27 protein-coding genes and 1 tRNA gene are annotated in these 26,138 nt (G+C 61.7%); 11 read left to right on the top strand and 17 right to left on the bottom strand.

The annotated features are described in order from the left end of the window. Positions 1–206: 206 nt before the first annotated feature. The 5 genes from BM131_RS18080 to BM131_RS18060 form a co-directional block, all read right to left on the bottom strand. Positions 207–1,142, bottom strand: coding sequence for an FAD:protein FMN transferase (locus BM131_RS18080; RefSeq protein ID WP_245754314.1), 936 nt, complete (start codon positions 1,140–1,142; stop codon positions 207–209). After that, positions 1,132–3,333 (bottom strand): PepSY domain-containing protein, encoded by a 2,202-nt coding sequence (locus BM131_RS18075; protein ID WP_090191701.1) that lies wholly within the window; start codon positions 3,331–3,333, stop codon positions 1,132–1,134. Before BM131_RS18075 ends, BM131_RS18080 begins: the two co-directional genes overlap by 11 nt. 14 nt (positions 3,334–3,347) lie before the next feature. After that, positions 3,348–3,824 carry a DUF2271 domain-containing protein gene (locus BM131_RS18070; RefSeq protein ID WP_090191700.1) on the bottom strand — a complete coding sequence of 159 codons (477 nt, stop codon included), beginning with the start codon at positions 3,822–3,824 and terminating at the stop codon, positions 3,348–3,350. Positions 3,825–3,835: 11 nt separating this feature from the next. Beyond that, positions 3,836–4,213 carry a hypothetical protein gene (locus tag BM131_RS20335; RefSeq protein ID WP_090191698.1) on the bottom strand — a complete coding sequence of 126 codons (378 nt, stop codon included), beginning with the start codon at positions 4,211–4,213 and terminating at the stop codon, positions 3,836–3,838. Positions 4,214–4,289: 76 nt separating this feature from the next. Next, the gene (locus BM131_RS18060) at positions 4,290–4,637 is read right to left on the bottom strand and encodes a PepSY domain-containing protein (protein WP_245754313.1); all 348 of its coding nucleotides are present in this window, start codon (positions 4,635–4,637) and stop codon (positions 4,290–4,292) included. A 125-nt stretch (positions 4,638–4,762) separates the two neighbouring features. Between BM131_RS18060 and BM131_RS18055 the strand changes: the two genes are divergently transcribed. The 3 genes from BM131_RS18055 to BM131_RS18045 are packed head-to-tail and all read left to right on the top strand — an operon-like array spanning position 4,763 to position 7,479. Further along, the gene (locus BM131_RS18055) at positions 4,763–5,422 is read left to right on the top strand and encodes a response regulator transcription factor (RefSeq protein ID WP_090191696.1); all 660 of its coding nucleotides are present in this window, start codon (positions 4,763–4,765) and stop codon (positions 5,420–5,422) included. Next, positions 5,419–6,744 (top strand): histidine kinase dimerization/phospho-acceptor domain-containing protein, encoded by a 1,326-nt coding sequence (locus BM131_RS18050; protein WP_090191695.1) that lies wholly within the window; start codon positions 5,419–5,421, stop codon positions 6,742–6,744. The genes BM131_RS18055 and BM131_RS18050 overlap by 4 nt, the downstream gene beginning before the upstream one ends. Positions 6,745–6,771: 27 nt before the next feature. After that, positions 6,772–7,479: a VIT1/CCC1 transporter family protein gene (locus BM131_RS18045; protein ID WP_090191693.1), complete on the top strand. Its 708-nt coding sequence runs from the start codon at positions 6,772–6,774 to the stop codon at positions 7,477–7,479. A 109-nt stretch (positions 7,480–7,588) separates the two neighbouring features. Here BM131_RS18045 and BM131_RS18040 read toward each other — a convergent pair whose 3' ends face one another. Further along, positions 7,589–9,814, bottom strand: a complete 2,226-nt coding sequence (locus BM131_RS18040) for a heavy metal translocating P-type ATPase (RefSeq protein WP_245754312.1) — start codon at positions 9,812–9,814, stop codon at positions 7,589–7,591. A gap of 94 nt (positions 9,815–9,908) precedes the next feature. On the opposite strand from BM131_RS18040, the gene BM131_RS18035 reads away from it, so the two are divergent. From BM131_RS18035 to BM131_RS18025, 3 genes are read left to right on the top strand one after another with little or no spacing between them, the layout of a single operon-like run. Continuing rightward, positions 9,909–10,346, top strand: a complete 438-nt coding sequence (locus BM131_RS18035) for a MerR family transcriptional regulator (RefSeq protein WP_090191691.1) — start codon at positions 9,909–9,911, stop codon at positions 10,344–10,346. A gap of 1 nt (position 10,347) precedes the next feature. Continuing rightward, on the top strand, positions 10,348–10,683 hold the full coding sequence (locus BM131_RS18030; protein WP_090191689.1) for a YnfA family protein: 336 nt from the start codon (positions 10,348–10,350) through the stop codon (positions 10,681–10,683). Positions 10,684–10,698: 15 nt separating this feature from the next. Then, positions 10,699–12,018, top strand: coding sequence for an MFS transporter (locus BM131_RS18025; RefSeq protein WP_090191686.1), 1,320 nt, complete (start codon positions 10,699–10,701; stop codon positions 12,016–12,018). Between the two features lie 112 nt (positions 12,019–12,130). Here the strand turns inward: BM131_RS18025 and BM131_RS18020 are convergent, their stop codons facing one another. From BM131_RS18020 to BM131_RS18000, 5 genes are all read right to left on the bottom strand, one after another. Further along, positions 12,131–14,464, bottom strand: coding sequence for a heavy metal translocating P-type ATPase (locus tag BM131_RS18020; protein ID WP_090191685.1), 2,334 nt, complete (start codon positions 14,462–14,464; stop codon positions 12,131–12,133). A gap of 86 nt (positions 14,465–14,550) precedes the next feature. Then, positions 14,551–15,225 carry a TVP38/TMEM64 family protein gene (locus BM131_RS18015; RefSeq protein WP_090191683.1) on the bottom strand — a complete coding sequence of 225 codons (675 nt, stop codon included), beginning with the start codon at positions 15,223–15,225 and terminating at the stop codon, positions 14,551–14,553. Between the two features lie 2 nt (positions 15,226–15,227). Next, positions 15,228–15,614, bottom strand: coding sequence for a DUF302 domain-containing protein (locus BM131_RS18010; protein WP_090191681.1), 387 nt, complete (start codon positions 15,612–15,614; stop codon positions 15,228–15,230). Between the two features lie 507 nt (positions 15,615–16,121). Next, positions 16,122–16,197: transfer RNA gene (locus BM131_RS18005), tRNA-Ile, on the bottom strand. A gap of 39 nt (positions 16,198–16,236) precedes the next feature. Next, on the bottom strand, positions 16,237–16,488 hold the full coding sequence (locus BM131_RS18000; RefSeq protein ID WP_139222696.1) for a hypothetical protein: 252 nt from the start codon (positions 16,486–16,488) through the stop codon (positions 16,237–16,239). Positions 16,489–16,648: 160 nt separating this feature from the next. On the opposite strand from BM131_RS18000, the gene purM reads away from it, so the two are divergent. The 4 genes from purM (at position 16,649) to BM131_RS17980 (ending at position 19,947) form a co-directional block, all read left to right on the top strand. Continuing rightward, the gene (gene purM, locus BM131_RS17995; RefSeq protein WP_090191678.1) at positions 16,649–17,689 is read left to right on the top strand and encodes a phosphoribosylformylglycinamidine cyclo-ligase; all 1,041 of its coding nucleotides are present in this window, start codon (positions 16,649–16,651) and stop codon (positions 17,687–17,689) included. After that, complete coding sequence (gene purN, locus BM131_RS17990) at positions 17,686–18,279, top strand: phosphoribosylglycinamide formyltransferase (RefSeq protein ID WP_090191676.1); 594 nt, start codon at positions 17,686–17,688, stop codon at positions 18,277–18,279. Before purM ends, purN begins: the two co-directional genes overlap by 4 nt. Before the next feature lie 72 nt (positions 18,280–18,351). Beyond that, entirely contained in the window at positions 18,352–19,509 is a 1,158-nt protein-coding gene (rnd, locus tag BM131_RS17985; RefSeq protein ID WP_090191674.1) for a ribonuclease D, read from the top strand. 30 nt (positions 19,510–19,539) lie between these two features. Continuing rightward, on the top strand, positions 19,540–19,947 hold the full coding sequence (locus tag BM131_RS17980) for a SufE family protein (protein WP_090191673.1): 408 nt from the start codon (positions 19,540–19,542) through the stop codon (positions 19,945–19,947). A gap of 89 nt (positions 19,948–20,036) precedes the next feature. On the opposite strand, the gene BM131_RS17975 is transcribed toward BM131_RS17980, so the two are convergent. The 3 genes from BM131_RS17975 to BM131_RS17970 all read right to left on the bottom strand — a co-directional run bounded on the left by BM131_RS17975 (position 20,037) and on the right by BM131_RS17970 (position 21,615). Then, a complete protein-coding gene (locus tag BM131_RS17975; protein WP_090191671.1) occupies positions 20,037–20,663 on the bottom strand; it encodes a DUF1638 domain-containing protein in 627 nt (208 codons plus the stop codon). A 13-nt stretch (positions 20,664–20,676) separates the two neighbouring features. Then, complete coding sequence (locus tag BM131_RS20330; protein ID WP_175499455.1) at positions 20,677–20,832, bottom strand: hypothetical protein; 156 nt, start codon at positions 20,830–20,832, stop codon at positions 20,677–20,679. An 81-nt stretch (positions 20,833–20,913) separates the two neighbouring features. After that, positions 20,914–21,615, bottom strand: a complete 702-nt coding sequence (locus tag BM131_RS17970) for a corrinoid protein (protein WP_090191670.1) — start codon at positions 21,613–21,615, stop codon at positions 20,914–20,916. A gap of 145 nt (positions 21,616–21,760) precedes the next feature. Here BM131_RS17970 and BM131_RS17965 point away from each other — a divergent pair, with 145 nt between their 5' ends. Then, positions 21,761–22,840, top strand: a complete 1,080-nt coding sequence (locus tag BM131_RS17965; RefSeq protein ID WP_090191668.1) for a PA0069 family radical SAM protein — start codon at positions 21,761–21,763, stop codon at positions 22,838–22,840. 117 nt (positions 22,841–22,957) lie between these two features. Here BM131_RS17965 and bmt read toward each other — a convergent pair whose 3' ends face one another. From bmt to BM131_RS17950, 3 genes are all read right to left on the bottom strand, one after another. Continuing rightward, entirely contained in the window at positions 22,958–23,929 is a 972-nt protein-coding gene (bmt, locus tag BM131_RS17960) for a betaine--homocysteine S-methyltransferase (protein WP_245754315.1), read from the bottom strand. Beyond that, positions 23,838–25,775: a phosphatidylglycerol lysyltransferase domain-containing protein gene (locus BM131_RS20570; RefSeq protein WP_090191666.1), complete on the bottom strand. Its 1,938-nt coding sequence runs from the start codon at positions 25,773–25,775 to the stop codon at positions 23,838–23,840. Before BM131_RS20570 ends, bmt begins: the two co-directional genes overlap by 92 nt. A gap of 61 nt (positions 25,776–25,836) precedes the next feature. Then, positions 25,837–26,138 (bottom strand): transposase (locus BM131_RS17950; RefSeq protein WP_139222695.1); only part of this gene is annotated, 302 nt, incomplete at its 5' end.

Genomic DNA, 26,138 nt, shown 5'->3' with positions numbered 1-26,138 from the left:
TATTAGCGTCTTGTGCCAACCTGATTGACGATGGCAACGGGCGGGATGAAGGGGCGCGATTGGTCAATGTCCGCTGTCATGTCTTCGATAGTGTTAAAAACATGGATCAGATTGCCGAGGTTCGTTCAGGCTGCCTGTTCAAGCTCGTTAATCCAAACCAAGAGAAGATCTTACAAGGCAACCTACAGGCGGCGATACGCAGGTTATTATACGAATAGACCTGTTCCAATTGCGTCGACGTTTCCTGCCTTACGCGTCAAAAACAACGCGCTTATCTCGTTCTTCACTGCGAATTTGTGGCCTTCCACACTTCCCATAACCATCAGCGCCGTCGCCATTGCATCGGCTTGCATGCACGATTTTGCCAGAACGGTCACTGATGCTGGCGCGTTCACGATAGGGGCGCCGCGATGGGGGTCGATTGTGTGGCTTAAACGGGTGCCTTTCACTTCGACGAAATGGCGGTAATCGCCTGACGTCGCCGCCGCCATATCCGCAAGGCCCAAGACAGAATGCATTTTTCGATCTGGCGTGTCTGGCACCTCGATCCCAACCGGCCACGGGGTGCCGCAGGCTTGGGTGCCCACGGCCTTGACCTCTCCATCGATCGCGCAAAGCGCGTGTTTAATCCCGAACCCGGCGGCCACGAATGCCAAGCGGTCCACCCCATAGCCCTTGGCGATGCCTGATAGATCAAGCGCCAGCGGAGCTGTCTTTTGAGCCCGCCCGTTACCCGCATCCAAGATAAGCGTCTGGGTTGCGGGGATACGTGCGCAGCCGCTAGCGGCCCGAATGGCGTCTAGGTTGATTTGATCCGTGCCAAATCCCCAGGCCCGCACCGCATCACCGACGTTCATCTCGAACGCGCCTTTGGTGTCACGGCTGATCGCAAGGCCTGCCGTCAGCACCGCCATAAGGTGATTTGGCAAAGGCACCCAATCGCCAACGGGTGCCGCATTCAGGCGCATCAGATCACTGTGCGGGCTCCACGTCGACATTTGCATATCGACCTGATGAACCGCGCGCTGGAATGCGGTCTGCAAGGTGGCTTGGCTGACGCCGCAATCTTCGGCAAGGCGCACGGACCATGTTGTGCCCATAGTGCGCCCTTCAATCAGGTGTTGCGCGGGTTCAATAGACATCTTCGGCATAGCGTCCTTGTGATTTAAGGGTGGCCGCAGATATGCCAAGCGGTGCCATGATATCGGTGATCGCGTCGCGCACACCTGCGCCCATGTCGCGGCCGCCGCAGACCATAATCTTTGCGCCATTCGCGATCAGGTCGCGTAGCGATTGCGCATCTTGGCGTAGGGCGTCTTGCACATAATGGCGCTGCCCACTGCGTGAAAATGCCGTGTGCAGACCTGACAATGCGCCCTGATCGGCCCATTGGTTCAGGTCCTCGCCGTAAAGGAAATCCGTATCTGGATGACGCGCGCCGAACCACAGATGGATCGGACGCTGCGCGCCTTGATCCCGGATAAAACCAGCAAGGGGGCCTATTCCGGTGCCTGCACCAATCAAGATAAGCGGCGTTTTGCGGTTGTCTGGCTTAAAGTCGGGGTTGGGGCGAATGAACCCCATCACCTGCTGCCCCGGCTTAAGCGCGATTAATTGCCCCGAACACAGCCCGCCTTGGTGTTTGCGCACCGCAATTTCGACAAAGCCATTTTTGCGACTGGACGCGAGTGAGTAATATCGCGGCAGGTTGGAGCCCTCTGGCACGATCCCCAGCAAATCACCGGCCTGAAATCGCCCGAAACGCGGCCCGGTCAGCCGCTGCCAAAACGCCTGTTTGCGCAAGGCAAAGCGCAGAATGGCGGCAGGTGCCTGAATGGCCTCGCCGTAGTCCCGCCGAGAGATCAATGTCAGGGCAGTGGCGCGCGGCGGGGCAGGTTGGTGGTTCAGCTCCAATGGCAGATCCAGAACGGCCCCAAGGTTGCGCCCCCATCGCGCAAAGTCTTGCGGTGACTGGCGATCGATTTGATCCAGTGGCAGCAAAAGCGACCACCCGTTTTGCACAGCCGCTGTTTCGACACCCTGCGCAAAGGCGCAAAATGCGGGGAAACTCCGATCGCCAAAGCCAAGCACAGCCAGCGGCACTGTCGGTTGCATATGGGCCATGTTTTCAAGCACACCCTTTGCCGAAGCAGGTGCCGCGCCATCACCCCAAGTTGCCGTCATGATAATGATTTGGCGGGCAGTTTGATACCGCTGCGGGGCGAAATCGGATAGTTTGGCGACATGTACACTTTGCCCCGCGGCCTGCAGTGCCTTGGCCAGTGTCGCGGCAAAGCCCCATGTGCTACCGCCTTCACTTCCCACCAGAATAACCGACTGCGCCCGCGCGGCAGAGACCGTTCCATGCAGCCGCGGACGGCCGCGGCGGGCATTGAGCCAACTCAGCGTGCCCGTGATGGCCAAGACAGGCACTGACAGGACAATCAGCCCCAAGATCAGCCCCCAAAGGGCCACGCCTTGCCCCGTATGAAGCAGATAAACCCATTCCCAAACTTGGGTCCAAGGGCCCGGCGTCGCCCAGTCAAGCAAGGCGCCATTGCCTTGGTCGATATAGCCCTCGCCATTCGCTGTCGTCAGGGTGAAAACGTCGCTGGCGTCATCTGATGCGGGGAATGTCAGATCGCGCAGGTCGGTCACGGGGGTTGCCTGAAATGTCGCGATGTCTGCAACTGAAAAGCCAGTCTGGTTGGTCACCTGCGCTGGAAATACGGGACTGGCTTCGTCGCTGGGCAAAAGGTCAAACGTCGATGCCACCATCCAAAGGGCGGTCAGCGCGCTTAGCAATAATACGGGCGCAGCAACGCGGGCAATTTGAGTATGCAACCGCCCTGCACGGGGGCCGCGCTGGCGCGAAAACCAATGCCGCCAGCCGCCCACGCGCCGCAGGGTCAGCAATGTGCCTGACAGCGTCAGCGTCAACATCGCAGCTGCGGCGATAGCCATGACGATCCGGCCGGTATCGTCCAGAAACAAAGACCGGTGCAATGTGGTGAACCATTGCTCTACCGCTGAAGGGTCCGCGCTGCCGATGTCCGTGCCCGTTGCCGGGTCAACTCTTGCGGCACCCGGGGTATTCCCCTCGAACCACCAAACCGTGATCTTGCCAGAGGGCGAACGCTTTATCTGCTCGACGCCGGGATGCGCGGCGATCACCAAACGCGCAAGCTCCGCCACCGACTGATCCTGCGTGGCGGTTGGTGCAGCAATGCGTTCCATCGCAGGAAACACTGACAAAACCGAACCGCTGAACGCCAGCACGATCAAAAGGACTGCTGCCAGAAGGCCGGGCCAACGGTGAAGCTTGCGGATCATGGGACTGCCTCGGCCTAAAAGTCGTATTGAAAGCGAGAGACGTAGCGCCGTCCATGGGCGGCCACACCAGCCCCATCCGTTGTCAGCGGCACCGCGATTTCATTGGGGCTGTCACGCATGTCTTCGACAGATGCATCGATGTGCAGGGTATAGCCCGCATCGAACAGGGCATCGGCCAGATCCATCGACAATTCCAGCGTCTGACCTGCGCCAACGCTGGCACCGGTGATACCGCTGACCTGATCGGCGCTGCCCCCCGACAAGCGCGCCCAGTCGGACAGGTGCTTGTAATACTTTGACTTTCCCCCTGCCATCCAAAGGCTGCCGGCATAGTCGCCCGCGGCATCTGTCACATAGATCGCAAGATATGCCCCGCGGCCGCCGTATTGGGTCAGGTCGGCCTTAAGGTTGACCGTCTTTGCCTGCGCGAGTGCGGGCACAGTCATGGCAGTCGACAGCACGAGTGCAGCAAGCACTGATTTCGTTGTCATTTTGATATCCTTCAGTTTGATGTGACTTGCGGGGCTGTGCCGGGCGTAAACAACCCGTTGGCAGGCGGCGCAGATGCCCCGGATTGCGGCGCTGTCAGTGCATTGCCATCGCAATCGCCTGTCCGATCTTCGCTGTCGTCGTCGTCGTCCTCGTCATCTTCGTGGTCACAATCATCTTCGTCATCATCGTCGTCCTCATCATCGTCATCGCCGCTGATCAGATGAAGCCAGCGCGCGTTGTCGATATCTGCGCCCACCTGCAGCGCCGAAGGCTCCGTCATATTTTGCCCGGATGCGGGAACGGGCTGCGCAGACAGCGCGGCAATTGGCGCAGCAAAGACCGCGGTCGACCCAAGCGCCGCTGCAATGATGGAAAGGGGGAATTTCATCTGATGTCTCCTGAAGGCAAAAGGGCGCACCCCCCGCAGAACATGCAGGTTAGGCCGGCCCAAATTGATGGGGGTGTTAGTGGTCGCCGCGTTCGCCGCGTGCGTCGTCGTGATCATCATGGTCGTCGTCATCATCGGATTCGATTTCGATGATCGCCAGCGTGTCCGGCCTGATCTTGGCCTCGAATGTCTGGCCATCAGCGTCTGTCGCGTAGATTTCATAACAGCCGTCGTCGATCTTGATACGGCGGACGTCCCAGCCGTTTTGCTGGGCCAATTGGACGACCGCATCGCGGGGCTGCCACTGGGTCATGGGGATATCACAGCGCACGCTGGCTTGCGCTGATCCGGCCCATGGCAAAGCCAAAGCAAGGGCATATGTCGCGATATGGGCCATGGGGCGCACTCCGGTTGCAATCATCATGCATGACTTATGGATCGCCATTCTGACGGGAGCCTTACGCAAAACATAAAAGTGCTTCAGGATACCGTCAGGTTGAGTCTGTAGCCGAAAGGCCCGACCATCCGATCTATAGATCAAGGACCACAATGCGCATCTTGCTTATCGAAGACGACAAGGTCATCGGCGCGGCCATCCGTGAGCAGCTCGAATATGACGGCCATAGTGTTGATTGGGCAATGCGTCTGGATGCGGCTGGCGATGCATTTGCCAGCGCCAAGTTCGACCTGCTGTTGCTTGATCTGATGTTGCCCGATGGGCGCGGGATCGTGTTCCTGAAATCGCTGCGCAAGTCCGGCAGCAAAGTGCCCGTCATGATCCTGACCGCGATGGACCAGATATCGGACCGGATCGAGGGGTTGAATGCCGGTGCAGATGATTACCTGATCAAACCATTCGATCTGGCAGAGCTTTCTGCGCGGATCGGAGCGGTCGCGCGGCGCTATTCCGGCAACCCGAACCCCGTGCTCAAGCTGCATGACCTGACCATTGATACCGCGGCGCGCAGCGTGACGCGCGGCACCAAAGCCATCCCGTTGACAGCGCGGGAATGGGTCCTGTTCGAGGCGTTTGTCCAGAACCCGGCACAGCTGTTGTCAAAGGCGCAGTTAGAGGAACGGCTGTATTCCTTTGACAGCGACATTGAGAGCAACGCGATCGAAGTTCACATCAGCCGCCTGCGCAAAAAGCTGGGTGCGACCATCATCACGACAGAACGCGGCCTTGGTTACCGGTTGTCGCAGGCATGAAACTGCCAAGGTCCATCAGGTTCAGAACGACCTTGGCGCTGGCGTTTTTGGTGATGCTGATGTGGCTGGCGACCGCTGCGGTCACGACGCGCCAGTTGTCCGGCGAGATGGATGAAGTCTTTGATTCAGCCTTGCAGGAAACAGGCCAGCGCATCCTTGAACTGGCCGTTGTCGACGTCCTTGGCCGCGAGGAGGAAGGGCTGACGCAGCATATTACGGCGCTGGATGCGCATGACGAATACTTCACCTATCTGGTGCGCGATACGCAGGGTCGTATCCTGCTAAGCTCTCACCGGGCCGACCCCGATCTGTTCCCGACTTTCGCGCAAAACGGTTTTCATCAGACGGACGGCTTTCGGTTTTACCAAGAAGCCGCGGTGCGGGGCACGATCACCCTGACCATCGCAGAGCCGCTTGCCCACCGGCAAAGCGTATCGCGCGAATTGGCGTTGGGGCTGGCCCTGCCGCTGCTGGCTGTCATCCCGCTGAGCATCTTAGGGATTGCTTATAGTTTGGGGCTTGGACTGCGCCCCTTGGGGCAATTGCGCGACAAACTGGCCAGGCGCGACGCAAATGACCTGGCACCATTGAGCCTTGATACCCTTCCGACAGAACTGAAACCGATTGCCCGCACCGTGAATAAGCTTTTTGGGCGTCTGAACGCGGCATTCGATGCGGAACGCAGCTTTGCGTCCAACGCGGCCCATGAACTGCGCACACCATTGGCGGGGGCGATTGCACAGGTGCAGCTGCTGCGCAAACACACCCGCGAACCCGAAACCATGCGCCGCGCAGAGGCGATTGAAAGCACCTTGAAGCGCCTGACGCAGCTATCGGAAAAGCTGATGCAACTGGCCCGCGCAGAGGGCGCGCAATTACTTGCGGACACCCTGCATGACGCGCGCGTCGTTGTGCGACTTGTTGTCGATGATCTGCCCCGCGCTGACCGCGCGCGCATTGATCTGAACCTGCCAGCCACAGCGGTGCAGTGTGACATCGACCCGGATGCCGTGGCCATCGTGGCGCGTAACCTGATCGAAAATGCGCTTCGCCATGGCAGCGATGCGCCGGTTTATGTCATGCTGTCAGGGGACGGCTGGCTGCATGTCGAAAATGACTGCGTTGCTGTTCCGCCCGCCACGCTTCAAACATTGCAGGAACGCTTTATCCGCGGCGATACTGCCGGTGTTGGCAGCGGTCTTGGGCTTGCGATCGTGCAAAAAATTGCAGAACGGACGTCGTCGACATTGAAAATCGTCTCACCCCTTTCAGACACAAATCGCGGTTTCCGCGCATCAATCAAGCTTGGGCACACCGCCTGACCATCGTTTCAACAGTTGGAGAATTCCATGAACGCGCCTTACGAATCTGCCCATGTCGAACTGCACTATATCAATCGCGCTGGTTGGTTGCGGGCTGCCGTTTTGGGCGCAAATGACGGCATCGTCTCGGTGTCGTCCTTGATTGTCGGTGTGGCCGCAGCAGACCCGAACCCCACAGCCATTTTGGTGGCCGGGGCGGCGGGCCTTGCCGCGGGTGCGATGTCGATGGCCGCAGGCGAATATGTGTCGGTCAGTTCGCAGTCCGATGTCGAACGCGCAGATATTGCCCGCGAAAAACAGGCGCTGATCGATACGCCAGCAGCAGAAGAGGCCGAGCTTGCTTCGATCTATGAATCGCGCGGGTTGACGAAGGAAACAGCCGCTTTGGTTGCGCGTGAACTGACCGAAAAAGACGCGCTTGGCGCGCATGTGCGCGACGAGCTTGGACTGTCCGAAGTGCACACCGCTAACCCGCTGCAAGCGGCCATCGCCTCGGGTCTGACGTTCACCGTCGCCGCAGCATTGCCGCTTGCCGCTGCGATTTTGGCCCCAAGCGACAAGATCATTCAGGTGGTCGTCATCACGACGCTGATTTGTCTCGCAGGCCTTGGCGCAATTGGCGCGCACGTCGGCGGGGCACCAAAACCACGCGCGACCGCGCGGGTCCTGTTCTGGGGCGCAGCGGCGATGGCAATCACCGCAGGCGTCGGAAGCCTGTTTGGGGTCAGCGTATAAGCTTTTACTGATCGGCCGCGTTCAGATGCCAGACAGGCGCTGTCTTGCGGCCGATGCGGAAACTGATGCGGCTTGGCAGCCGGCTCGGGGCATTGCCTAAGCCGGGCGCCTACCGCTCTTTGTCCGGATCAAAGGTCAACAGGCGCAGGGCGTTCAACGTGACAAGGACCGTCGCGCCCGTATCAGCAAGGATCGCGAGCCACAGGCCCGTCATGCCCAGAACGGTCGTGATCAGGAACACGCCCTTCAGCCCAAGCGCGATTGTCACGTTCTGATGAATGTTCGCCATCGTGGCCCGGGCCAGCCGGATTGTGCCCGCAACATCCGTCACCCGGTTGCGCAGCATTGCGGCATCGGCGGTTTCTAGCGCCACGTCGGTGCCGGACCCCATCGCCACGCCCACATGGGCCGAGGCAAGCGCAGGCGCGTCGTTGATCCCGTCGCCGACCATCATCACGCGCCCTTGGGCCGCCAGCGCGCGGATCGCGGTGACCTTGTCTTCTGGCATCAGGTCAGCGCGGTGATCGATCCCAAGCGTTTGCGATATTGCGGCGGCGGTGCGGCCGTTGTCACCGGTCAGCATCACAGCGGTGATACCTAGCGCCCTGAGCTGGCGCACGGCGTCGCTAGCCTCGCGGCGGGGTTCGTCGCGCAGGGCCACAAGGCCGACCAATAGATCCGCCCGAAAGACCGCGACGACCGTCTTTCCGGCCTCCTCTAATGCGGTGGCCGTGCTGCGCGCCTTGGCGTTCAACACGCCAGAGTCGGCGGCAAAACGCGGCGAGCCGATCCACGCCAAAGCATCGCCGACCATGGCCTCGGCCCCTTTGCCGGGCAATGCGCGGGCGGCAGTCGCGGTAAGGGGCGTGATACCATCCGCCGCGGCGCGCGTCAGGATCGCCTGCGCCAGCGGATGACTTGCGCCCGCCTCGATCCCTGCGCCAAGCGCCAGAACATCCTGCTGCGTTCCGGTCATCGGCACGATGTCGGTGATGCGCGGGGACCCGACCGTCAGCGTTCCGGTCTTGTCAAAGGCGACATGGGTCGTGTGCGCCGCAGCCTCGATCACAGCGCCGCCCTTCATCAGGATACCGTGCCGCGCGCCCGCTGACAGCGCCGACGCGATGGACGCCGGAACCGAGATGACCAGCGCGCAGGGGCAACCGATCAGCAAAAGCGCCAAGGCACGGTAGACCCAAGTGTCCCACGGCTGCGCAAAGGCCAATGGCGGCACGATGGCCACCAACAACGCGGCGCCCACCACGGCGGGCATATAGACGCGGCTGAACCGGTCGATGAACCGTTCGGTCGGGGCGCGGGCGCTTTCTGCTTCCTCGACCAGACGCACGATGCGGGCGATCGTGTTATCCTGTGCGGCCTTGGTCACGCGCACCCGCAGGGCGGCTTCGGTGTTGATTGACCCGGCAAAGACCGCTTGGCCGGGCTCTTTTAGATTCGGCACGCTTTCACCGGTGACGGGGCTTTCATCGACACCGGACACGCCCTCAATCACCTCGCCATCCGCAGGCACCCGGTCGCCGGGACGGACCAGCACGGTCTGGCCGATCATCAGGCTTTCGGCGGGCACGTCGCGCGTGCGGCCCGAAACCTCTAGCAGGGCCGTTTTCGGCACCAGTTGCGCCAGCGCCCTGATCCCGCCCCGCGCCTTGTTTGCGGCAACGCCTTCCAGCACTTCGCCCACGGCGAATAGGAACACGACCAGCGCCGCCTCTTCTGCGGCACCGATGAACAGGGCACCGGTGGCGGCGATGGTCATCAGCATTTCAATGGTGAACGGCATAAAGGCCCGCGCCGCGTTCACCGCGCGCCGGGCAATCGGCGCGATGCCGATCAGCGTGGCGATCACAAAGGCACCCTGTGCGATCTGGGGCGCCGCAAGTAGTTTCACCGCCCAAGCGACAACCAGCAAAAGACCAGTGCCGATCACCAGTCGCCCCTTGGCGGTCTGATACCATGACGGGTCAGGACGCACCGTGCCAGTCCCGGTGGCCGGACCGGTTTGGGCGCCGTCAGTCGCAAGGTGATCCGCGCCAGTTGCGGGCGCGGGAAAGGCACCGACTGGCATGACAAAGCCCGTGCGGGGGGCCGCCTGACCTTTGGGTGCGATGCCAAAGCCCAGTCTTTGCACCGCAGCCACCACGCCGTCACGGGGGGTCTGCGCCTCGTCCAGCGTCAGACGCAGACGTTCGGCCATCAGGGCCACGTCGACCTGAGTGACCCCCGGCAGACGTTCCACTGCGCCTCTGACCTTTCCTGCGCAGGACGCGCAGTCCATGCCGGTCACGGTCCATTCGCAGCTGGTCACATTGCTCATTTTATTACGCCTTTCGTGCCGCGAACGCGGGTGCTTGTATCACTTCAGCGACCAACCTAATGTCTCTAGTCACTATAGCTTCAAGAGGTTTCTTATGCTGACGATCGGAAAACTGGGGCAGGCGGCGGGTGTGAAGGTGCCGACCATTCGCTATTACGAACAAATCGGACTGCTGCCAGAGCCTGAACGCAGCGCCGGGAACCAGCGCCTGTACGGGGCGAAAGCGCGCGAACGGCTGGCGTTCATCCGCCATGCACGCGACCTTGGCTTTCCGCTAGACGCGATCCGCGACCTGCTGAGTCTGTCGGATAGCCCAAGCCAGTCCTGCGCGGCGGCCGACGTGATCGCGACACAGCAACTGGTCGCGGTCAAAGAGCGCATCACGCGGCTGACCGCCTTGCAGGCAGAATTGGAACGCATGATCACGCAATGTGCCAAAGGGACCATCGCCGATTGCCGCGTGATCGAGGTGCTTAGCGATCATGGTCTTTGCGCGCAGGACCATCAGGCCCGGACGGGGCAGGGCGTTTAGAATGACAGCGTTTCCCACCCTTGCGATCTATGCCATCGCGGCCTTGGCCGAAATTGCCGGATGTTTTGCGGTCTGGGCCTGGATGCGGCAGGGCGCTTCGGCCTATTGGCTGTTGCCCGGCCTGATGTCCCTTGCGGTCTTTGCAGGGTTGCTGACCCTATCGCCGTCCGATGCCGCCGGACGTGCGTTTGCGGCCTATGGCGGGGTTTATATCGCGACCTCTATGGTATGGCTTTGGGTGGTCGAGGGACGGCGGCCCGATACATGGGATGTCACGGGTGCTATCGTTTGCCTGATCGGCGCCGGGATTATCTTGCTTGCGCCGCGCGCCACCTAAAGGACGAAAACCGTTATGCTGCAAATTTTCGCCAATCGGACCTATCGCCACCTTTTTGCCGCGCAGGTCATCGCGCTGCTGGGCACTGGCCTTGCGACGGTTGCGCTGGGTCTGTTGGCCTATGATCTGGCGGGGGCGGATGCCGGGGTGGTGCTGGGCACAGCGCTTGCGATCAAGATGGTGGCATACGTCGTCTTGGCCCCCATCGCCGCGGCCTTTGCCGAACGTTTGCCGCGCCGCCGCATGCTGGTCGCGTTGGATCTGGTCCGCGCGGCGGTCGCGCTTGCCTTGCCTTTCGTGACCGAGGTTTGGCAGGTCTATGTGCTGATCTTTGCCTTGCAGGCTGCGTCAGCTGGTTTCACGCCGACGTTTCAGGCGACGATCCCCGATGTGCTGCCGGATGAGCGGGACTATACCCGCGCGCTATCGCTGTCGCGGCTGGCCTATGATCTGGAAAACCTGATCTCGCCCATGCTTGCAGCCGCCTTGCTGACGCTGGTCAGCTTTCCGGCGCTGTTTGGCGGCACGGTGATCGGCTTCCTCGCCTCTGCGGCGCTGGTGGTATCGGTGACGTTGCCAAGTCCCGCGCCAGCGGTCGCCCGCAGTATCTGGAGCCGCACAACCCGCGGCATCCGGCTGTATCTGGCGACGCCGCGCTTGCGCGGCTTGCTGGCGCTGAACCTTGGCGTTGCGGCGGCTGGCGCGATGGTAATCGTCAATACGGTGGTGATCGTGCAGGCCGATCTGGGCTTGGGGCAAAGCCAAGTCGCCTTGGCGCTGGCGGCCTTTGGGGCGGGGTCGATGCTGGCCGCGCTGACCTTGCCGCGCCTGCTGGACCGGGTCCCCGACCGTCCGGTGATGCTGGGCGGCGCGATTGTGCTGACGGCGGGCCTGATTGCGGGACCCGTCCTGATGGCGGCGGGGTTTGGTGGCATCGTAGCGCTGTGGGTCATTCTGGGCCTTGGCTATGCGGTGGTCCAAACGCCGTCGGGGCGCCTTTTGCGGCGATCCGCTATGGCAGAGGATCGACCCGCGCTTTTTGCCGCCCAGTTCGCGCTGTCGCACGGCTGCTGGTTAATCACCTATCCGCTGGCGGGCTGGCTTGGGGCACAGGTCGGCATGGGGCCGACATTTGCGGTACTGGCCGTCATTGCCGCAGCGTCGGTTGTGCTGGCCGTGATCCTGTGGCCCGCAGCGGCAGAGGGTCCCGTTGTGCATCGGCACGACGATCTGCCGGCAGACCATCCACATCTGCGGGATGCAGACACGGGGCACCGTCACGCGCATCCCGTGACGGTGGATGATTTGCACCCGCACTGGTCGCGCATGACCTGACGCGGCAAGTACCGGGCAAGGGGCAGCCCTCAGGCGGAGGCTTGCACGTTCAGCGTCGTCATCCCGCGCGCCTTATGCGGCACGGGCCGCCGCGCCCAGTGCCGTGCCTCGCTCACAGCTTGACCCGGCGCAAACGCAGGGCGTTCGAGATGACGGACACCGAAGACAAGCTCATGGCGGCGGCGGCAATCATCGGTGACAGCAGAACGCCGAACACGGGATAAAGCAGACCCGCCGCGATCGGGATACCGATGGCGTTGTAGGCAAAGGCGAAGAACAGGTTCTGCTTAATGTTGCGCAGGGTCGCCACTGCCAGCTTTCGTGCCCGCACGATGCCGGTCAAATCGCCGCCCAGTAACGTGATCCCGGCGCTTTCCATCGCGACATCTGCGCCGGTCCCCATGGCGATTCCCACATCGGCAGCGGCCAGTGCGGGGGCATCGTTCACACCGTCGCCAGCCATGGCGATAAAGCGCCCTTCGGTGCGCAGGCGGTCAACCAGCGCCTTTTTGTCTTCGGGCAGCACGCCAGCGCGCACTTCGTCGATGCCAAGGCGGTCGGCCACGACCTGCGCCGTGCGGGCGTTGTCGCCCGTGGCCATGATGACCCGCAGGCCCAAATCGTGCAGGCTGCGTAGGGCCGCTGCGGTCGTGTCTTTGATCGGGTCCGCCACGGCTACGATCCCGATCAACACACCATCGCGGGCAAGGAACATTGCGGTCTTGCCGTCTTCTTGCAACGCCTCGGCGGCGGCGGTCGCCGCATCGGTGTCCAGCCCAAGGGATTGCATCATCGCGCTATTCCCAAAGGCGATGGCCTGACCGTCGACAGTTCCTTTCACGCCTTTGCCTGTCACCGCTTCGAAATCGGTGGCGGTCCACGGCGTGATCCCGCGGGCCTTGGCCCCGGCGACGATGGCCTCTGCCAAAGGATGCTCTGATGCGTGCTCTAGCGCGGCCGCAAGGGACAGCACGATGTCCTGCGTCGCGCCGTCAAAGGCCACGACATCTGTCAGTTCGGGCTTGCCCATGGTCAGCGTGCCGGTCTTGTCCACGATCACGGTGTCGACCCGCGCCATGCGTTCCAGCGCCTCGGCGTCCTTGATCAGCACACCCGCCTGCGCCCCGCGTCCCGCCGCCGTCGTGATAGAGATCGGCGTGGCGAGCCCTAAGGCGCAAGGGCAGGCGATAATCAGCACCGACACAGCTGCGGCAATGGCATGAACGAACCCCGGGTTCGGCCCCCAGATGAACCACCCGGCAAAGGCCAGCAGCGCCACACCCACGACAGTTGGCACGAAAATGGCCGAAACCCGATCAGCCAGACCCTGAATCGGTGCGCGGGACCGTTTGGCGTTCGACACCATCTCGACGATCTTGGACAGCACGGTATCCGCGCCGACCTTGGTTGCCTTCATCGCGATTGTGCCGGTCTTGTTGATCGTCCCGCCCGTGACGGTGTCGCCCTTGGCCTTTTCGACCGGCAGCGCTTCTCCGGTGATCATGCTTTCGTCAAAGGACGAATGGCCGTCCGTGACCTCGCCATCGACCGGCACCGCTTCCCCCGGCCGCACGCGCAGCAGGTCGCCTGCCATGACGTTTTCCAGCGGGGCGTCGTATTCGTCGCCGTCCGGCGTGATGCGCCGGGCGGTCTTCGGTGCCAGATCAAGCAGGGCGCGGATCGCGTCGCCGGTGCGTTCGCGGGCGCGCAATTCCAGCACCTGACCGACAAAAATCAAGGCGACGATGACGACAGACGCCTCGAAATAGGTGCCGACCCCGCCATCCGTGCGATAGATCGCGGGAAACACCCCCGGCAGGAAGGTGGCGAACAGCGAATATGTATAGGCGGACCCGACGCCAAGCGAGATGAGGGTCCACATGTTCGGGCTGCGGTTGACGACGGAATCCCAGCCGCGCTGGAAGAATGGCAATGCCGCCCACAGCACGATTGGGGTCGCCAGCAGAAATTCCAGATAAGCCGCGATTTGATGCCCCAGCCAGTCGCGGACCGGCAGGCCGACCATACCGCCCATCGTCAACACGATCAGCGGCACCGCTGCCGCGACCGAGATCCAGAGCCTGCGGGTGAAATCCACCAGCTCGTGCGAAGGTTCATCCGTGGGCGTCATCGGTTCCAGCGCCATGCCGCACAGCGGGCAGGCCCCCGGCGCATCGCGGACGATTTCGGGGTGCATCGGGCAGGTATACTGCGTGCCGGCGACGACGACCTTGGGTTTGTCCGCAGCCCGGCCGCTGGCATAAAACCAAGGATCGCCCTTAAACTTTGTTTGGCATTTGTCAGAGCAGAAATGGAACGTTTGGTCCTGATACGTCTCTGACCGTCCCTTTGGCTTGATGGTGACCGTCATGCCGCAGACCGGGTCCGTTGCCGTGTCCGCCCCCGCTGGGGCAGGCTCTTTCGTCATATCATGCGCGTGGTCCATGTGGTGCCAACTTTCTGCTGTGTTGTGATGGCTTGCGCAGGCCATCCGCTGCCAGATTTCAAATCCGTATCGTCAGATCGCGATCGTCAGGTCCGGTCGCCTTGGTCGCCCCGTTTGGTTGCGACCCAAAGCAGGGGTAATCCGGTGAAAAGCCCAAGGCCCAGAACAGCCCATGTGGCCCGGCCCATGTCGCCGCTTGCAGCCTCGCCGCCCAAATACACAAGCACGAAACTGGCGGGAACGATGCCCGCCAATGTAGCGACAGCAAAGCGCCAAGGCTGCAGACCACTTAGGCCTGCCGCGTAACTGATCAGGTCGAAAGACACAAAAGGCATCAAACGACTGGCAAAGACCGTTGCCATGAGGGCATTTTGCGAGCCGAGCAATCCTGCGTCAACCTTGTCGCCGAACATGTGGCGCAGCGCATCGCGCCCCAGCACCCGGGCAAGGCCGAAGGCAATCAGCGCACCCAGCTCTGCCCCCAGAACAACCTGAACAGTGCCCCAAAGATGCCCGTAAGCCGCGCCCGCCGCCAGTGCGATGGGCGCACTGGGCAGCGGGCTGGCCACCACTGCGACCACCATTAAGCCGACAATCAGCACCGGGCCCCAATGCCCCGCCTGCGCCACAAACGCCATCAGCGTATCGCGGTCCATCAGCCGCTTTGCGTCGGTCAGAATGGACGGCGCAAACCACCAGACACACAGTGCGACGACCGCTACAAACATAACGACGGCCACCAGACCGGCACGGCTGCGCATGATTAGATCGCCGCGACCGCGGCTTTTAGAAGGTCGCGCACCTTGCCCGCGACGGCGTGCAGGTCTGCGTTATCGATCGCCTGCATCGACATGACGGGGTCGATAGCGCTGACCTCGACACCGCCGTCTGTCGCACGCAGGATGACGTTGCACGGCAGCATGGCCCCCACGCGCGGCTCGATCTGGATCGCCTGATAGGCCATCTGCGGGTTGCAGGCCCCAAGAATGCGATAAGCGTCCATGTCGATGTCCAGCTTCTTGTGCATTGTTGCAGCGACATCGATTTCCGTCAGGATGCCAAACCCCGCATCAGAAAGCGCCTTGCGCGTGCGGGCATCCACCTCTTCAAAGTCTGATCCGGTGATGGTCCGATTGATTGTGTAGGTCATAGTGTTTCTCCTTCGGGTATTATTTCTTGATGTATTTCAGCAGTGCCACGATCGCGACGCCAGCGATCACGACCAGCAATATCGTCCAGATCAGGCCATATCCCGTGCCGTAGCCCATTCCATAATCGTGCATCATCGCATTATCCTTTCAAAGGTACCGCGATCCCGCGTCTGCGGATAATCGTCGTCGCGGGTTGCCTTGGCTGGCTGGACGCGACGGAAAAACCGCCCCATCAGGCCACAGTCAAAACTGTCCGCGCGGAAGATCATCACTATAATCGGGCCAAGGCGATCCGATGTTGATGTCGATCAAGCTGCCGCGCCATATTTTCGCGGCGCAGGGATATTTTCGCGGCGCAGGGGTGGTTGGTTTCTAAACGCGCAGGGGAAACGTACTTTGCGGGTGTTGCATTGGGGGCCAGCCCCCAAACCCCCGAGGTATTTTTGACCAGAAGAATGAAGGGCCTTGGCCCTTTAATTCAGTCGTATCGTTGTTGGGATGGCGGTTGGTAGGCCCGGCAGGATTTGAACCCGCAACCAAAGCGTTATGAGCGCTCTGCTCTAACCGTTGAGCTACAGGCCCGCCGCGTGCAGGCATAGCGGATGGGCGGGCGGGGTCAAGTCAGTTGGTGATCGGAGAAGCGCCAAGGACTTGGCTGAGCAAAGCGATCATTTCATGCTCTTTCGCGGTGGTCACGCTGGGGTCGCCGTCAAGGTCCGACATCGCGATGATGTCGTCGTAAGTGGGCGGCGCGGTGTTAAAGGCCGCCCCTTCGGGCAATTCGATCCAGGGGCCGTCGTCCATCGGGGAAAAGTCCATAGGGACAATTTCCGCCGCAGCAGGAGAGGCCAAAAGGGCGAGGAGGGGGATCATGCGCTGTATCATCATGTGAGTATAACTGCGCAGCCGCGAAAAGGTTGCATCACATCGGCGGAATTTCGCGCATTGCAAGGGCGTGTTGCGGCGTTGCACCAAAGCGCGGCTTGGGGTATCGCGCGGGGGTCAGGGACTGGGCAGACGCGGGGATCGCAAAATGACGACAGATGGATTGACCTACGCCGCCGCCGGTGTGGATATCGACGCAGGTAACGCACTCGTGGAACGGATCAAGCCAGCGGCCAAACGCACGCAGCGTTCTGGCACAATGGCCGGGCTTGGCGGCTTTGGCGCGCTGTTTGACCTGAAGGGTGCGGGCTATATTGACCCGATCCTTGTGGCGGCCACGGACGGTGTTGGCACCAAGCTGCGGATTGCGATTGATACGGGCAATGTGGACACGATCGGGATCGATCTGGTCGCCATGTGCGTCAACGATCTGGTCTGCCAAGGCGCAGAGCCGCTGTTTTTCCTCGATTATTTCGCGACAGGCAAGCTGGAGCTAGACTCGGCCACGCGCATTATCGAAGGCATCGCGGCGGGCTGCGAAGCCTCTGGCTGTGCCCTCATCGGCGGCGAAACCGCCGAGATGCCGGGCATGTATCATGGCGGCGACTTCGATCTGGCTGGCTTTGCTGTCGGCGCGATGGAGCGCGGGGCGGATCTGCCAAGCGGTGTGGCCGCGGGCGATGTCCTGCTTGGCTTGGCCAGCGACGGTGTGCATTCCAACGGCTATTCGCTGGTGCGGCGCATTGTAGAGGCGTCCGGCCTGTCGTGGGACGATGCTGCGCCTTTTGCTGACGCGCCCTTGGGCACGGCTTTGCTGACGCCGACACGCCTGTATGTCAAACCCGCGCTGGCTGCGGTGCGGGCGGGCGGCGTGCATGCGCTTGCGCATATCACGGGTGGCGGTTTGACAGAAAACCTGCCGCGCGTGTTGCCGGATGATCTGGGCTGCGAAATTGATTTGACCTCTTGGTCGCTGCCGCCCGTGTTTGGCTGGATGGCGCAGGTCGGCAATATCGCCACGGCTGAAATGCTCAAGACGTTTAACGCAGGTATCGGCATGGTGCTGGTCGTATCAGCTGACCGCGCCGATGCGCTGACTGCGCTGCTGTCCGAAGCAGGCGAGACGGTCCACCGTCTGGGCCATGTCGCGGACGGCGCTGGCGTGCGGTACACGGGCGATCTGAAGTGAAGCGGGTCGGCATTTTGATCTCTGGCGGCGGGTCCAATATGGTCGCGCTGGCCAAAGACATGGTGGGCGACCATCCGGGGCGCGCGAAACTGGTGATTGCGAATGATCCGGGCGCTGGCGGTTTGCTAAAGGCGAATGCGCTGCGCATCCCGACCGCCGTGGTGGATCACCGCGATTTTCCCAAAGATCGCGAGGGGTTCGAGGCCGAACTTCAAGTGGTTTTGGAAGAGGCCGGCATCGAGATGATTGCGCTGGCGGGCTTCATGCGGATCCTGACGCCCGGCTTTACGGCGAAGTGGGCGGGGCGGATGTTGAACATCCACCCGTCGCTTTTGCCGAAATATAAGGGCCTACAAACGCACGCGCGCGCATTAGAGGCAGGCGATGCGCAGCACGGCTGCAGCGTGCACGAGGTGACCGCCGATCTGGACGATGGGCCGATCCTTGGGCAGGCGCGGATGGACGTACGGGCGGGCGATACGCCGCAGTCTTTGGCAGAGCGGCTGCTGCCGCTGGAGCATCAGCTTTATCCAGCTGTGCTGCGCCGTTATCTGGCGGGCGACCGCACGCCAGTCATGCTAGAAGGCTAGGGTTTTCAACGCCTGCGTGATCGCTTATCAGGGGGTGTCCGCGCTGCCGCGGCCCTGATTGACAAGGCACTCATGCAGACCATTACCACGACCGAGGCGCTGGCCACTTTTTGCGCCGCAGCCGCCAAACGCCCCTATGTGACTGTTGATACAGAGTTTCTGCGTGAACGGACCTATTACGCCAAGCTGTGCCTTGTGCAGCTGGCCTGGCAGGACGAGGACGGCCATGACGAAGTCTTGGTCGATCCTTTGGCCGAAGGTCTATCACTCGAGCCGCTGTACGAGCTGTTTCGCGACGAAGGCGTGGTCAAGGTGTTCCATGCCGCGCGCCAAGATCTTGAGATTTTTTGGGTCGATGCCCAACTGATTCCCAGCCCGCTCTTTGACACACAGGTCGCGGCGATGGTTTGCGGCTTTGGCGATCAAGCCGGATACGAGATGCTGGTGCGCAAAATTTGCAAAGATGGCGTCGATAAGTCGAGCCGCTTTACCGACTGGTCGCGCCGCCCGCTGACGGATGCGCAAAAGACATATGCCGTGGGCGATGTCACCTATCTGCGCGATATCTATGAATATTTGTCGGACCGTCTGCGCAGCACCGGCCGCCAGAAGTGGGTCAATGAAGAGATGGCGGTGCTGAACGATCCTGCCACCTATCAGACCGATCCCGATACGGCGTGGGAAAAGGTGAAGACCCGCACGAACTCTGGCCGGTTCCTAAGCATTGTGCGCGAACTCGCGCGGTTCCGTGAAACCTATGCGCAGGAACGGGACGTCCCGCGCAGCCGCGTGTACAAAGATGACGCATTGGTCGAAGTGGCCAGTGCCAAGCCCGCAACCGAGGCTGACCTTGGCCGGATGCGCCTGTTGCTGCGTGAAGCGCGGCGGGGCGAGATTGCGGACGGTATTCTGAAGGCGGTAAAGGATGGTCTTGCCATGCCGAACGACAAGCTGCCCAAGCCCGACCTGAGCCGCGAAAAGCTGCAGGTGAACCCGGCGATTGCCGACATGCTGCGCGTCCTGCTCAAGGCGAAATCGGATCAGGAAGATGTGGCGCAAAAGCTGATCGCGTCTTCTGCCGATCTGGACCTGCTGGCAGCCGGACAGCGCGACATTGCTGCGCTGAAAGGCTGGCGCAACGAGGTTTTTGGCCGCGACGCGCTGCTGCTAACGCAGGGCAAGGTGGCGCTGGCGGTCGATGGCCAACGTGTTGTGACGGTGCCGCGTTAATCCACAAAGCTGACAGACAGGAGAGCCTTAATGGCGACCGAAGCCTTCGAAGAGATTGTGGAAACCTTCGACTTTCTAGACGATTGGGAAGACCGCTATCGCCATGTCATCGACATGGGCAAAGCGATGCCAGCGCTGGACGATGCGTTCAAAGTGCCCGCGACCAAGGTCGACGGCTGCTCTAGCCAAGTGTGGCTGGTGCCGCTGCCAGAGGACGGCGTGTTCCATTTTCGCGGCGATAGCGATGCGATGATTGTGCGCGGGCTAGTGGCGATTCTGGGTGCGCTGTATGACGGTGTGCCCATGGCGCAGGTCGGACAGATTGATGCCCCGGCAGAACTGGGGCGGCTGGGGCTGACGGATCATTTGTCGGCGCAGCGCTCGAACGGGCTGCGGGCCATGGTGGACCGGATTCGTTTGGTCTCTGCCGCGGGTTAATAGGGGGCGTTTGCGTCCGAATTTACGGTGTAAATTCGGATGGTGGGGCGCTGCCCCACACCCCGAGGTATTTTTGACCAGAAGAAGGGTTAGGCCTGCGCCAATGCGCTGGTCAGATCGCCGTAGCCGGTGCGGCGGTGAATGAATGTGAGGCCCATGCGCGCTGCGATTTGACGGGCCTTTTCAGTGAGGGCGGCATCGTCAGTCTGGGCCAGATAGATCAGGCTGGTGTAGTTACCGAAATACGTATCCAGCAATTGCGGATGACGGTCGAGCCCAAGGGGGCGCCAGACGAAGGCGTCGAATTGGCGCGCAAGAAAGTCGGTCAGGTAGAAGGCGGTCATGTCATCTGCCGCCGCAAACGCCTCATTTCCCATGAAAAAGCTGTAGCAATGCGGGCCAGAAATCATCTCCACTCCCATCTCGGCGCAGGCGGCTTGTAATAGCCCCCCGGTGCCGCAATCGGCGTAGACGACAAAGATGCGTTGGTAGCTGTCTTTATGCGCCGCGACCGCAGCGCTGATCGCAGGGGTAATGCGTTCGGGGTGGTTGTGATAGATCGCGGGCAGGCATTGCAGATCAAGGTGATCCCAGCCGTTTGCGGCACGCAGGGCTAGGATTTCGTGGGCAAGCGCACCGCAGGCCAGCAGCAAAACCTTGCCGCCGCCGGACGGTTGCAAGCCGGCGTCTGTCAGTTGGGCGTCAAGATCGCTCATGGCGCAGTCGCCGCTATTGCACCCGGCGAATCAGGACCGTGAGGATCAGCCCCACAGTGCCGATGGCAGGCAGCAAGGCCAAGGCTCCGGACATTTGGGCAAGCCAAATGGTCAGGGCGGCAAGGCACATGACGGTCGCGATCAAAAGTAGGAATGGTCCAGTACGCATGGTAAACTCCCTCCCAGTCCCTAACAGGTCTAGGAAGAAGTCCGTTACGTCCAGTCAAATCGACGGCATTCTTAAACCAGGCTAGCCTGCGCTCGCACGATTATGCTTACGGGCCATCCAGGTCTTGGCGGTTTCGACCGCAACCGCCGCATCGCGGCAGTAAGCGTCGGCGCCGATGGCCTTGCCAAATTCCTCGTTCAGGGGGGCACCGCCGACCAGAACGATGTAATCCTCGCGCATGCCTTTTTCGATCAGCGTATCGATCACGACCTTCATGTAGGGCATCGTGGTCGTCAGCAGCGCGGACATCCCAAGGATGTCAGCCTTTTCCGCTATCAGCGCGTCGATATACCCATCAACGGCGTTGTTGATGCCAAGGTCGACGACTTCAAAGCCGGCACCTTCCATCATCATGCCGACAAGGTTTTTGCCGATGTCGTGGATGTCACCTTTGACCGTGCCGATAACCATCTTGCCGATAGTTGGCGCGCCGGTTTCGGCCAGCAGCGGCTTTAGGATGGCCATGCCGCCCTTCATTGCGTTGGCAGCCAGCAGCACTTCGGGCACAAACAGGATGCCGTCGCGGAAGTCGGCACCGACGATGGTCATGCCGCCGACAAGCGCTTCGGTGAGCACGCGGTAGGGTTCCCAACCGCGACCGATGAGGATGTTAACGCCCTCCTCGATCTCTTCTTTCATGCCGTCGTAAAGGTCGTCGAACATCTGGGCGACGAGGTCTTCGTCGTTCAGGTCTGCGAGGATGATTTCGTCGTCGTCCGACATGGGGTGATCCTTATGGCACAGCTTTGATCCAATTGTAGTTTCGTCATGCGCCTTTGCCCAGAGCGACACGCGATAATTTGCGACATGTCCGCGAATGAGACCGACCTACGCTTGCTCATGTTCACTGTTTGTTTTAGTTTTTGGCATGGAATACGAAGTAAGGCCACAATTTCGCCGGCGCGGCCGGGCGGCGATGGATAACCCGGACGTCCGGTTTGACAGCCACACCCGCGAGGGGGTGGATGACGGCTGGGCCAATGACGACGAACTGCCGGTGCTGCGCACGCAAGTCACCGAGGAAGTGCCGCGCACCGTCATTACGCAGAACCGGTCGCCTGATTTGTCATTTGATCGGTCGATTAACCCATATCGCGGCTGCGAGCATGGGTGCATTTATTGCTACGCCCGGCCCAGCCACGCCTATCTGGGGCTGTCGCCGGGGCTTGATTTTGAAACGCGGCTGATTGCCCGGCCAGATGCGCCCGCGGTGCTGCAGCGCGAGTTGCGGGCCAAACGCTATGTGCCGCGCACGATCGCGATTGGCACAAACACAGATCCGTATCAGCCGATCGAGCGAGACCGTAAGATTATGCGCGGCCTCTTGCAGGTGCTGTCGGATTTTAACCACCCGGTTGCGATCATCACCAAGGGTGCACTGATCACGCGCGACATTGATATTCTGGGGCCGATGGCGGTGAAGGGCTTGGTGCGGGTCGGGATTTCAGTCACGACGCTGGACCCGGCGACATCCCGCGCGATGGAACCGCGCGTGCCCTTACCAGCGGTGCGGTTGCGCGCAATCCGGGCGCTGAGCGATGCGGGGATTGATGTACGGGTCATGGTATCGCCAGTCGTTCCGGCACTAACGGATCATGAATTAGAGGCCATCTTGCAAGCGGCGGCGCAGGCGGGGGCCGTGGCTGCGTCATCCATCGTGCTGCGCTTACCGCGTGAGGTATCGGGCTTGTTTCGCGATTGGCTGCAAGAAGCCTATCCGGACCGGGCGGCGCGGATCATGGGGCGGGTGCGCGAATTGCACGGCGGACTGGATTACGATCCTGCGTTTGGAACGCGGATGAGCGGGCAGGGCGAATGGGCGCGTTTGCTACGGCAGCGGTTCGTGCTGGCGACGCGGCGGCTGGGGCTTGACCGGACACTGGTGCCTTTGCGCACGGACTTATTTGCGGTGCCGCCGCAGCCGGGTGATCAGCTATCGCTTCTTTGATCTGCTGTGCTGGGCAAAGGTGGCCGTCGGCCTGACGGCCGAGCCTCCGGCGGGGATATTTTTAAAACAGAGAGGTGGCGGCAGGGGTTCGTCCTGCCGCCGATCTTCTATTTGCGATCAGCCGCGACGTTTGCCGCGGCGGGCGGCGCGGACGGGGCCGTTGCCGTCGGTGCCGTCAGATTCAGACGAGAATGTCCCCAGGGCGGCGGTGATATCGTCGAGGCTGGGACGGTCACCTTTAGGGCGTGTTTCCAGTGCTTCGCGCATGGCGCGCAGATGCTCTGGCGTTGTGCCGCAGCAGCCGCCGATGATTTTAGCGCCGCAATTGCGGGCCAGTTCGGCGTAGTCGGCCATCAGTTCTGGCGTGCCGTCATAGTGGATATGGCCGTCGTGGTATTTCGGGATGCCGGCATTGCCCTTGGAGATGAGGGGCAGATCGGGTTCCGCGTCGGCCATGCCAAGGATCGTGCGCAGCAGATCAGACGCGCCAGTGCCGCAGTTGGCACCGAATCCTAGCGGTTTGTAGTCAAGCTTGCCGACGGACTTTACCATGTCGCGCGAGGTGACGCCCATCATGGTGCGCCCAGCTGTGTCAAAGGACATCGTGCCACACCATGGCATATCGGCCAGTTTGAACGCCTCGGCGGCAGCGGCATATTCCTCGAACGCAGAGATAGTTTCGACCCACAGGACATCGGCGCCGCCGGCCTTGAGGCCTTCAGCTTGTTCGTGGAACATTTCGACTGCGATTTCGTGGGTGAGGGAGCCCATGGGGGCCATGATGTCGCCGGTTGGTCCAACAGAGCCGGCCACAATCACAGTGCGGCCGGATTTGTCGGCCACTTCGCGGCCGATTTCAGCGGCGGCTTTGTTCAGCTCCATCACGCGGCCTTGGGCGTCATGCAGTTTCAGGCGCGAGGCATTGCCGCCAAAGGTGTTCGTGAGGAACAAGTCAGAGCCGGCATCGACGGCACCCTGGTACAGCTTTGCGATCCGGTCAGGATGTTCGACGTTCCACATCTCTGGCGCGTCGCCGGAAGAAAGCCCCATATTGAACAGGTTGGTCCCGGTTGCGCCATCGGCGAGGATCCAGTCGCGCGCGGCGAGAAGTTGGGCGAATGCGTTTGTCATGTGTGGCCTCAGTCTTTGGCGTGGGTCCGGTGCGGACATTGGTCCCTTCCGTCGCACGAAGCGGGGTAAAAGACAATTGCCGGACCCAAGTTGTCAGGCGGGCAAGGGGGCGCTGAACGGACCACAACACGGCGGATGCGGTCCAGAAAAACCGCAGCGGTCCCGGGGCCGCGTGGTAAAGCGGGCGCCACTGCGGGCCAAAGCTGCGTTTGAATTGCGCAAGGCCCGCGTGGCGGCGGCCAAGCCAGCCGAAGGGGCCGGTTTGGGCGATCGTGGCGGCAAGGGTGACCTCTGCCACGCCCGCGTCTTTGGCTGCCGCAAATCCCGCAATCATCGCGGCAGGTACAGCGCCTGCGGGCAGGGTGCCGTCGTGGCGGATCAGGTCAAGGCACCAGTCTTGGGGACCGGTTTGAAAGGTCACAAAACCGTGCAGGGTGCCATCGGTGAAGATAGCAAAGACGGCCTGCGCATCTAGCAGGGAGAGGGTGAAGCGGCCCATGGAAAAACCGCGCTCGCCCCCGCTGGCACGGGCCCAGGCCTGCGCCACGCGGGTCAGGTCGCGGGGCATATCGCGCGGGTCGATTTGGCGCACGCTCACGCTGCTAGTCTGCGCCTGTCGCAGTTTGCGCCGCAGGGTGGATTTTTCGGGGCCGTCCAAAGTCCAAGTGCTCGGATCGATCCATGCTTCAGTCGCGATGCGCATGGTGGACCAACCGCGCTTGCGCAGGCTGGCGGCGGTACGGGCGCTGCATTTGTAGCGGGCCATGCGGCGCAGGGCATGGGGCAGGGCACCTGACGGCTCGCCAATAATGACGCGGGCGACGGGGGTATGGCCGACAAGGGCAGCGCCGCTGGCGTCGCGCCAGACAGAGGCCCCTTGGTCGGCCAAGCTCCATAATGCGGGGGCATGGCTGTGCAGAAACTGCCGCAGGGTGCTGCGACCGGGCAGCGCTTGCGGCCGGGTCAGCGCATAAAGGCCAACGGCACCGGGAACGACGAAATAGGTCAGACGAAACGCGAGCAGTGCGGGTAGAAGCGCAGCTGTGGGCGCGGGCAGGAAGGCGATGACAATCAGATCAAACGCCCCAATTCCCATTGGCACATGTGTCGCAAGCCCCGCACCGAACGCCAGTATGAACACCGCTAAGACCTGCAAAAGCGGCAAGTCACCGGGCAGGAACACCGCAAAGGCAAGGCCCGCGCAAAGCAGATCGGCATGAGTCCAGATCATCACCCCAGCGGCCAATCGGCGCTGCGCCCACAGCTTGGGACCATAGCGCCACAAAGCCAGCCCCATCACCGCCGCGACCACAGGCACCATGGGCCAAGAGAGCGCGGGAAACGCCGCCAAGGCGATCCACCACAGCGCCAGCAGCGCCGAAACTGACATGCAAAGTGTAAAGGACAGCGAGACCGCCAAAGACACGCGCGCCACATCGCCAGCTTGCGCCACACCGCGCAAGAGGTGCCAGCGCACCAATCCGGCCACGACGCTGGCCATCCCGACGCATTGCCCAATCGCAATCGCAATGCGGCCCGTGCGCCGCGCCGTATAGGGCTGTGAATTCACACGCAGGGCCACGTGCCAAAGCGCTTCTAGCTGGCCGATGACCACATAGCTCAGGCCTATCAGGGCCAGCGCCAGCCCCCAACGCCAAAGTGCGATATCAGCCAAGCCAGCGAACGCTGTCATAGCTGCGCCAGGCGGCAGTTGCAGGTAGGCCCAGATCGCAATGCCGACGCCTGCCGCAGGCACCAACAGCCGCAAAGCCCGCGCACGGGCGGTCGTTGATCCACACCGCATAAAACACCTCTGACCAGTTGTCAGAAGGCTTAGAGTCTGATTCAAAACTAACTGCACCTTCTCAATCCCTTGCGAGATGCCGTGTGACGCGTCTGATGTGTGCGATGAGGATCCAAGCCTCTGCGCTTGCGATGGATTTTTCCCAATCTTTCGATAGGCGGCGACATCGGTTCAGCCAGGCGAAGGTGCGCTCGACGACCCACCGTCGCGGCAGCACTTCAAAGCCCTCCGCGGTGTCAGAGCGTTTGACGATCTGGACGGTCCATCGGCCGAGGGCCTTTAGCGCGTCCCGCAGTTTGGGCCCTGCATACCCGCCATCCGCAAATACATGTCGCAATGATGGATAGCGCGAGGCGATCGCTT

This window comes from Loktanella salsilacus, from assembly GCF_900114485.1.
Lineage (GTDB): Bacteria > Pseudomonadota > Alphaproteobacteria > Rhodobacterales > Rhodobacteraceae > Loktanella > Loktanella salsilacus.
The sequence above is the reverse complement of the archived record's forward strand: the minus strand, read 5'-3'. Positions and strand labels throughout refer to the sequence as shown.

Coding starts and splice junctions, on each gene's coding strand:
- BM131_RS18025 (WP_090191686.1), top strand. CDS start 10,699: ATGCTGCAAATTTTCGCCAATCGGACCTATCGCCACCTTTTTGCCGCG.
- BM131_RS18050 (WP_090191695.1), top strand. CDS start 5,419: ATGAAACTGCCAAGGTCCATCAGGTTCAGAACGACCTTGGCGCTGGCG.
- BM131_RS18075 (WP_090191701.1), bottom strand. CDS start 3,333: ATGATCCGCAAGCTTCACCGTTGGCCCGGCCTTCTGGCAGCAGTCCTT.
- BM131_RS18000 (WP_139222696.1), bottom strand. CDS start 16,488: ATGATCCCCCTCCTCGCCCTTTTGGCCTCTCCTGCTGCGGCGGAAATT.
- BM131_RS18045 (WP_090191693.1), top strand. CDS start 6,772: ATGAACGCGCCTTACGAATCTGCCCATGTCGAACTGCACTATATCAAT.
- BM131_RS17975 (WP_090191671.1), bottom strand. CDS start 20,663: ATGAGCGATCTTGACGCCCAACTGACAGACGCCGGCTTGCAACCGTCC.
- BM131_RS20330 (WP_175499455.1), bottom strand. CDS start 20,832: ATGCGTACTGGACCATTCCTACTTTTGATCGCGACCGTCATGTGCCTT.
- BM131_RS18015 (WP_090191683.1), bottom strand. CDS start 15,225: ATGCGCAGCCGTGCCGGTCTGGTGGCCGTCGTTATGTTTGTAGCGGTC.
- BM131_RS18060 (WP_245754313.1), bottom strand. CDS start 4,637: ATGATGATTGCAACCGGAGTGCGCCCCATGGCCCATATCGCGACATAT.
- BM131_RS18080 (WP_245754314.1), bottom strand. CDS start 1,142: ATGTCTATTGAACCCGCGCAACACCTGATTGAAGGGCGCACTATGGGC.
- BM131_RS18040 (WP_245754312.1), bottom strand. CDS start 9,814: ATGAGCAATGTGACCAGCTGCGAATGGACCGTGACCGGCATGGACTGC.
- rnd (WP_090191674.1), top strand. CDS start 18,352: ATGCAGACCATTACCACGACCGAGGCGCTGGCCACTTTTTGCGCCGCA.
- BM131_RS18070 (WP_090191700.1), bottom strand. CDS start 3,824: ATGACAACGAAATCAGTGCTTGCTGCACTCGTGCTGTCGACTGCCATG.
- BM131_RS18010 (WP_090191681.1), bottom strand. CDS start 15,614: ATGACCTACACAATCAATCGGACCATCACCGGATCAGACTTTGAAGAG.
- BM131_RS18030 (WP_090191689.1), top strand. CDS start 10,348: ATGACAGCGTTTCCCACCCTTGCGATCTATGCCATCGCGGCCTTGGCC.
- purM (WP_090191678.1), top strand. CDS start 16,649: ATGACGACAGATGGATTGACCTACGCCGCCGCCGGTGTGGATATCGAC.
- BM131_RS17970 (WP_090191670.1), bottom strand. CDS start 21,615: ATGTCGGACGACGACGAAATCATCCTCGCAGACCTGAACGACGAAGAC.
- BM131_RS18020 (WP_090191685.1), bottom strand. CDS start 14,464: ATGGACCACGCGCATGATATGACGAAAGAGCCTGCCCCAGCGGGGGCG.
- BM131_RS18055 (WP_090191696.1), top strand. CDS start 4,763: ATGCGCATCTTGCTTATCGAAGACGACAAGGTCATCGGCGCGGCCATC.
- BM131_RS17965 (WP_090191668.1), top strand. CDS start 21,761: ATGGAATACGAAGTAAGGCCACAATTTCGCCGGCGCGGCCGGGCGGCG.
- BM131_RS17980 (WP_090191673.1), top strand. CDS start 19,540: ATGGCGACCGAAGCCTTCGAAGAGATTGTGGAAACCTTCGACTTTCTA.
- BM131_RS18035 (WP_090191691.1), top strand. CDS start 9,909: ATGCTGACGATCGGAAAACTGGGGCAGGCGGCGGGTGTGAAGGTGCCG.
- BM131_RS20335 (WP_090191698.1), bottom strand. CDS start 4,213: ATGAAATTCCCCCTTTCCATCATTGCAGCGGCGCTTGGGTCGACCGCG.
- BM131_RS20570 (WP_090191666.1), bottom strand. CDS start 25,775: ATGCGGTGTGGATCAACGACCGCCCGTGCGCGGGCTTTGCGGCTGTTG.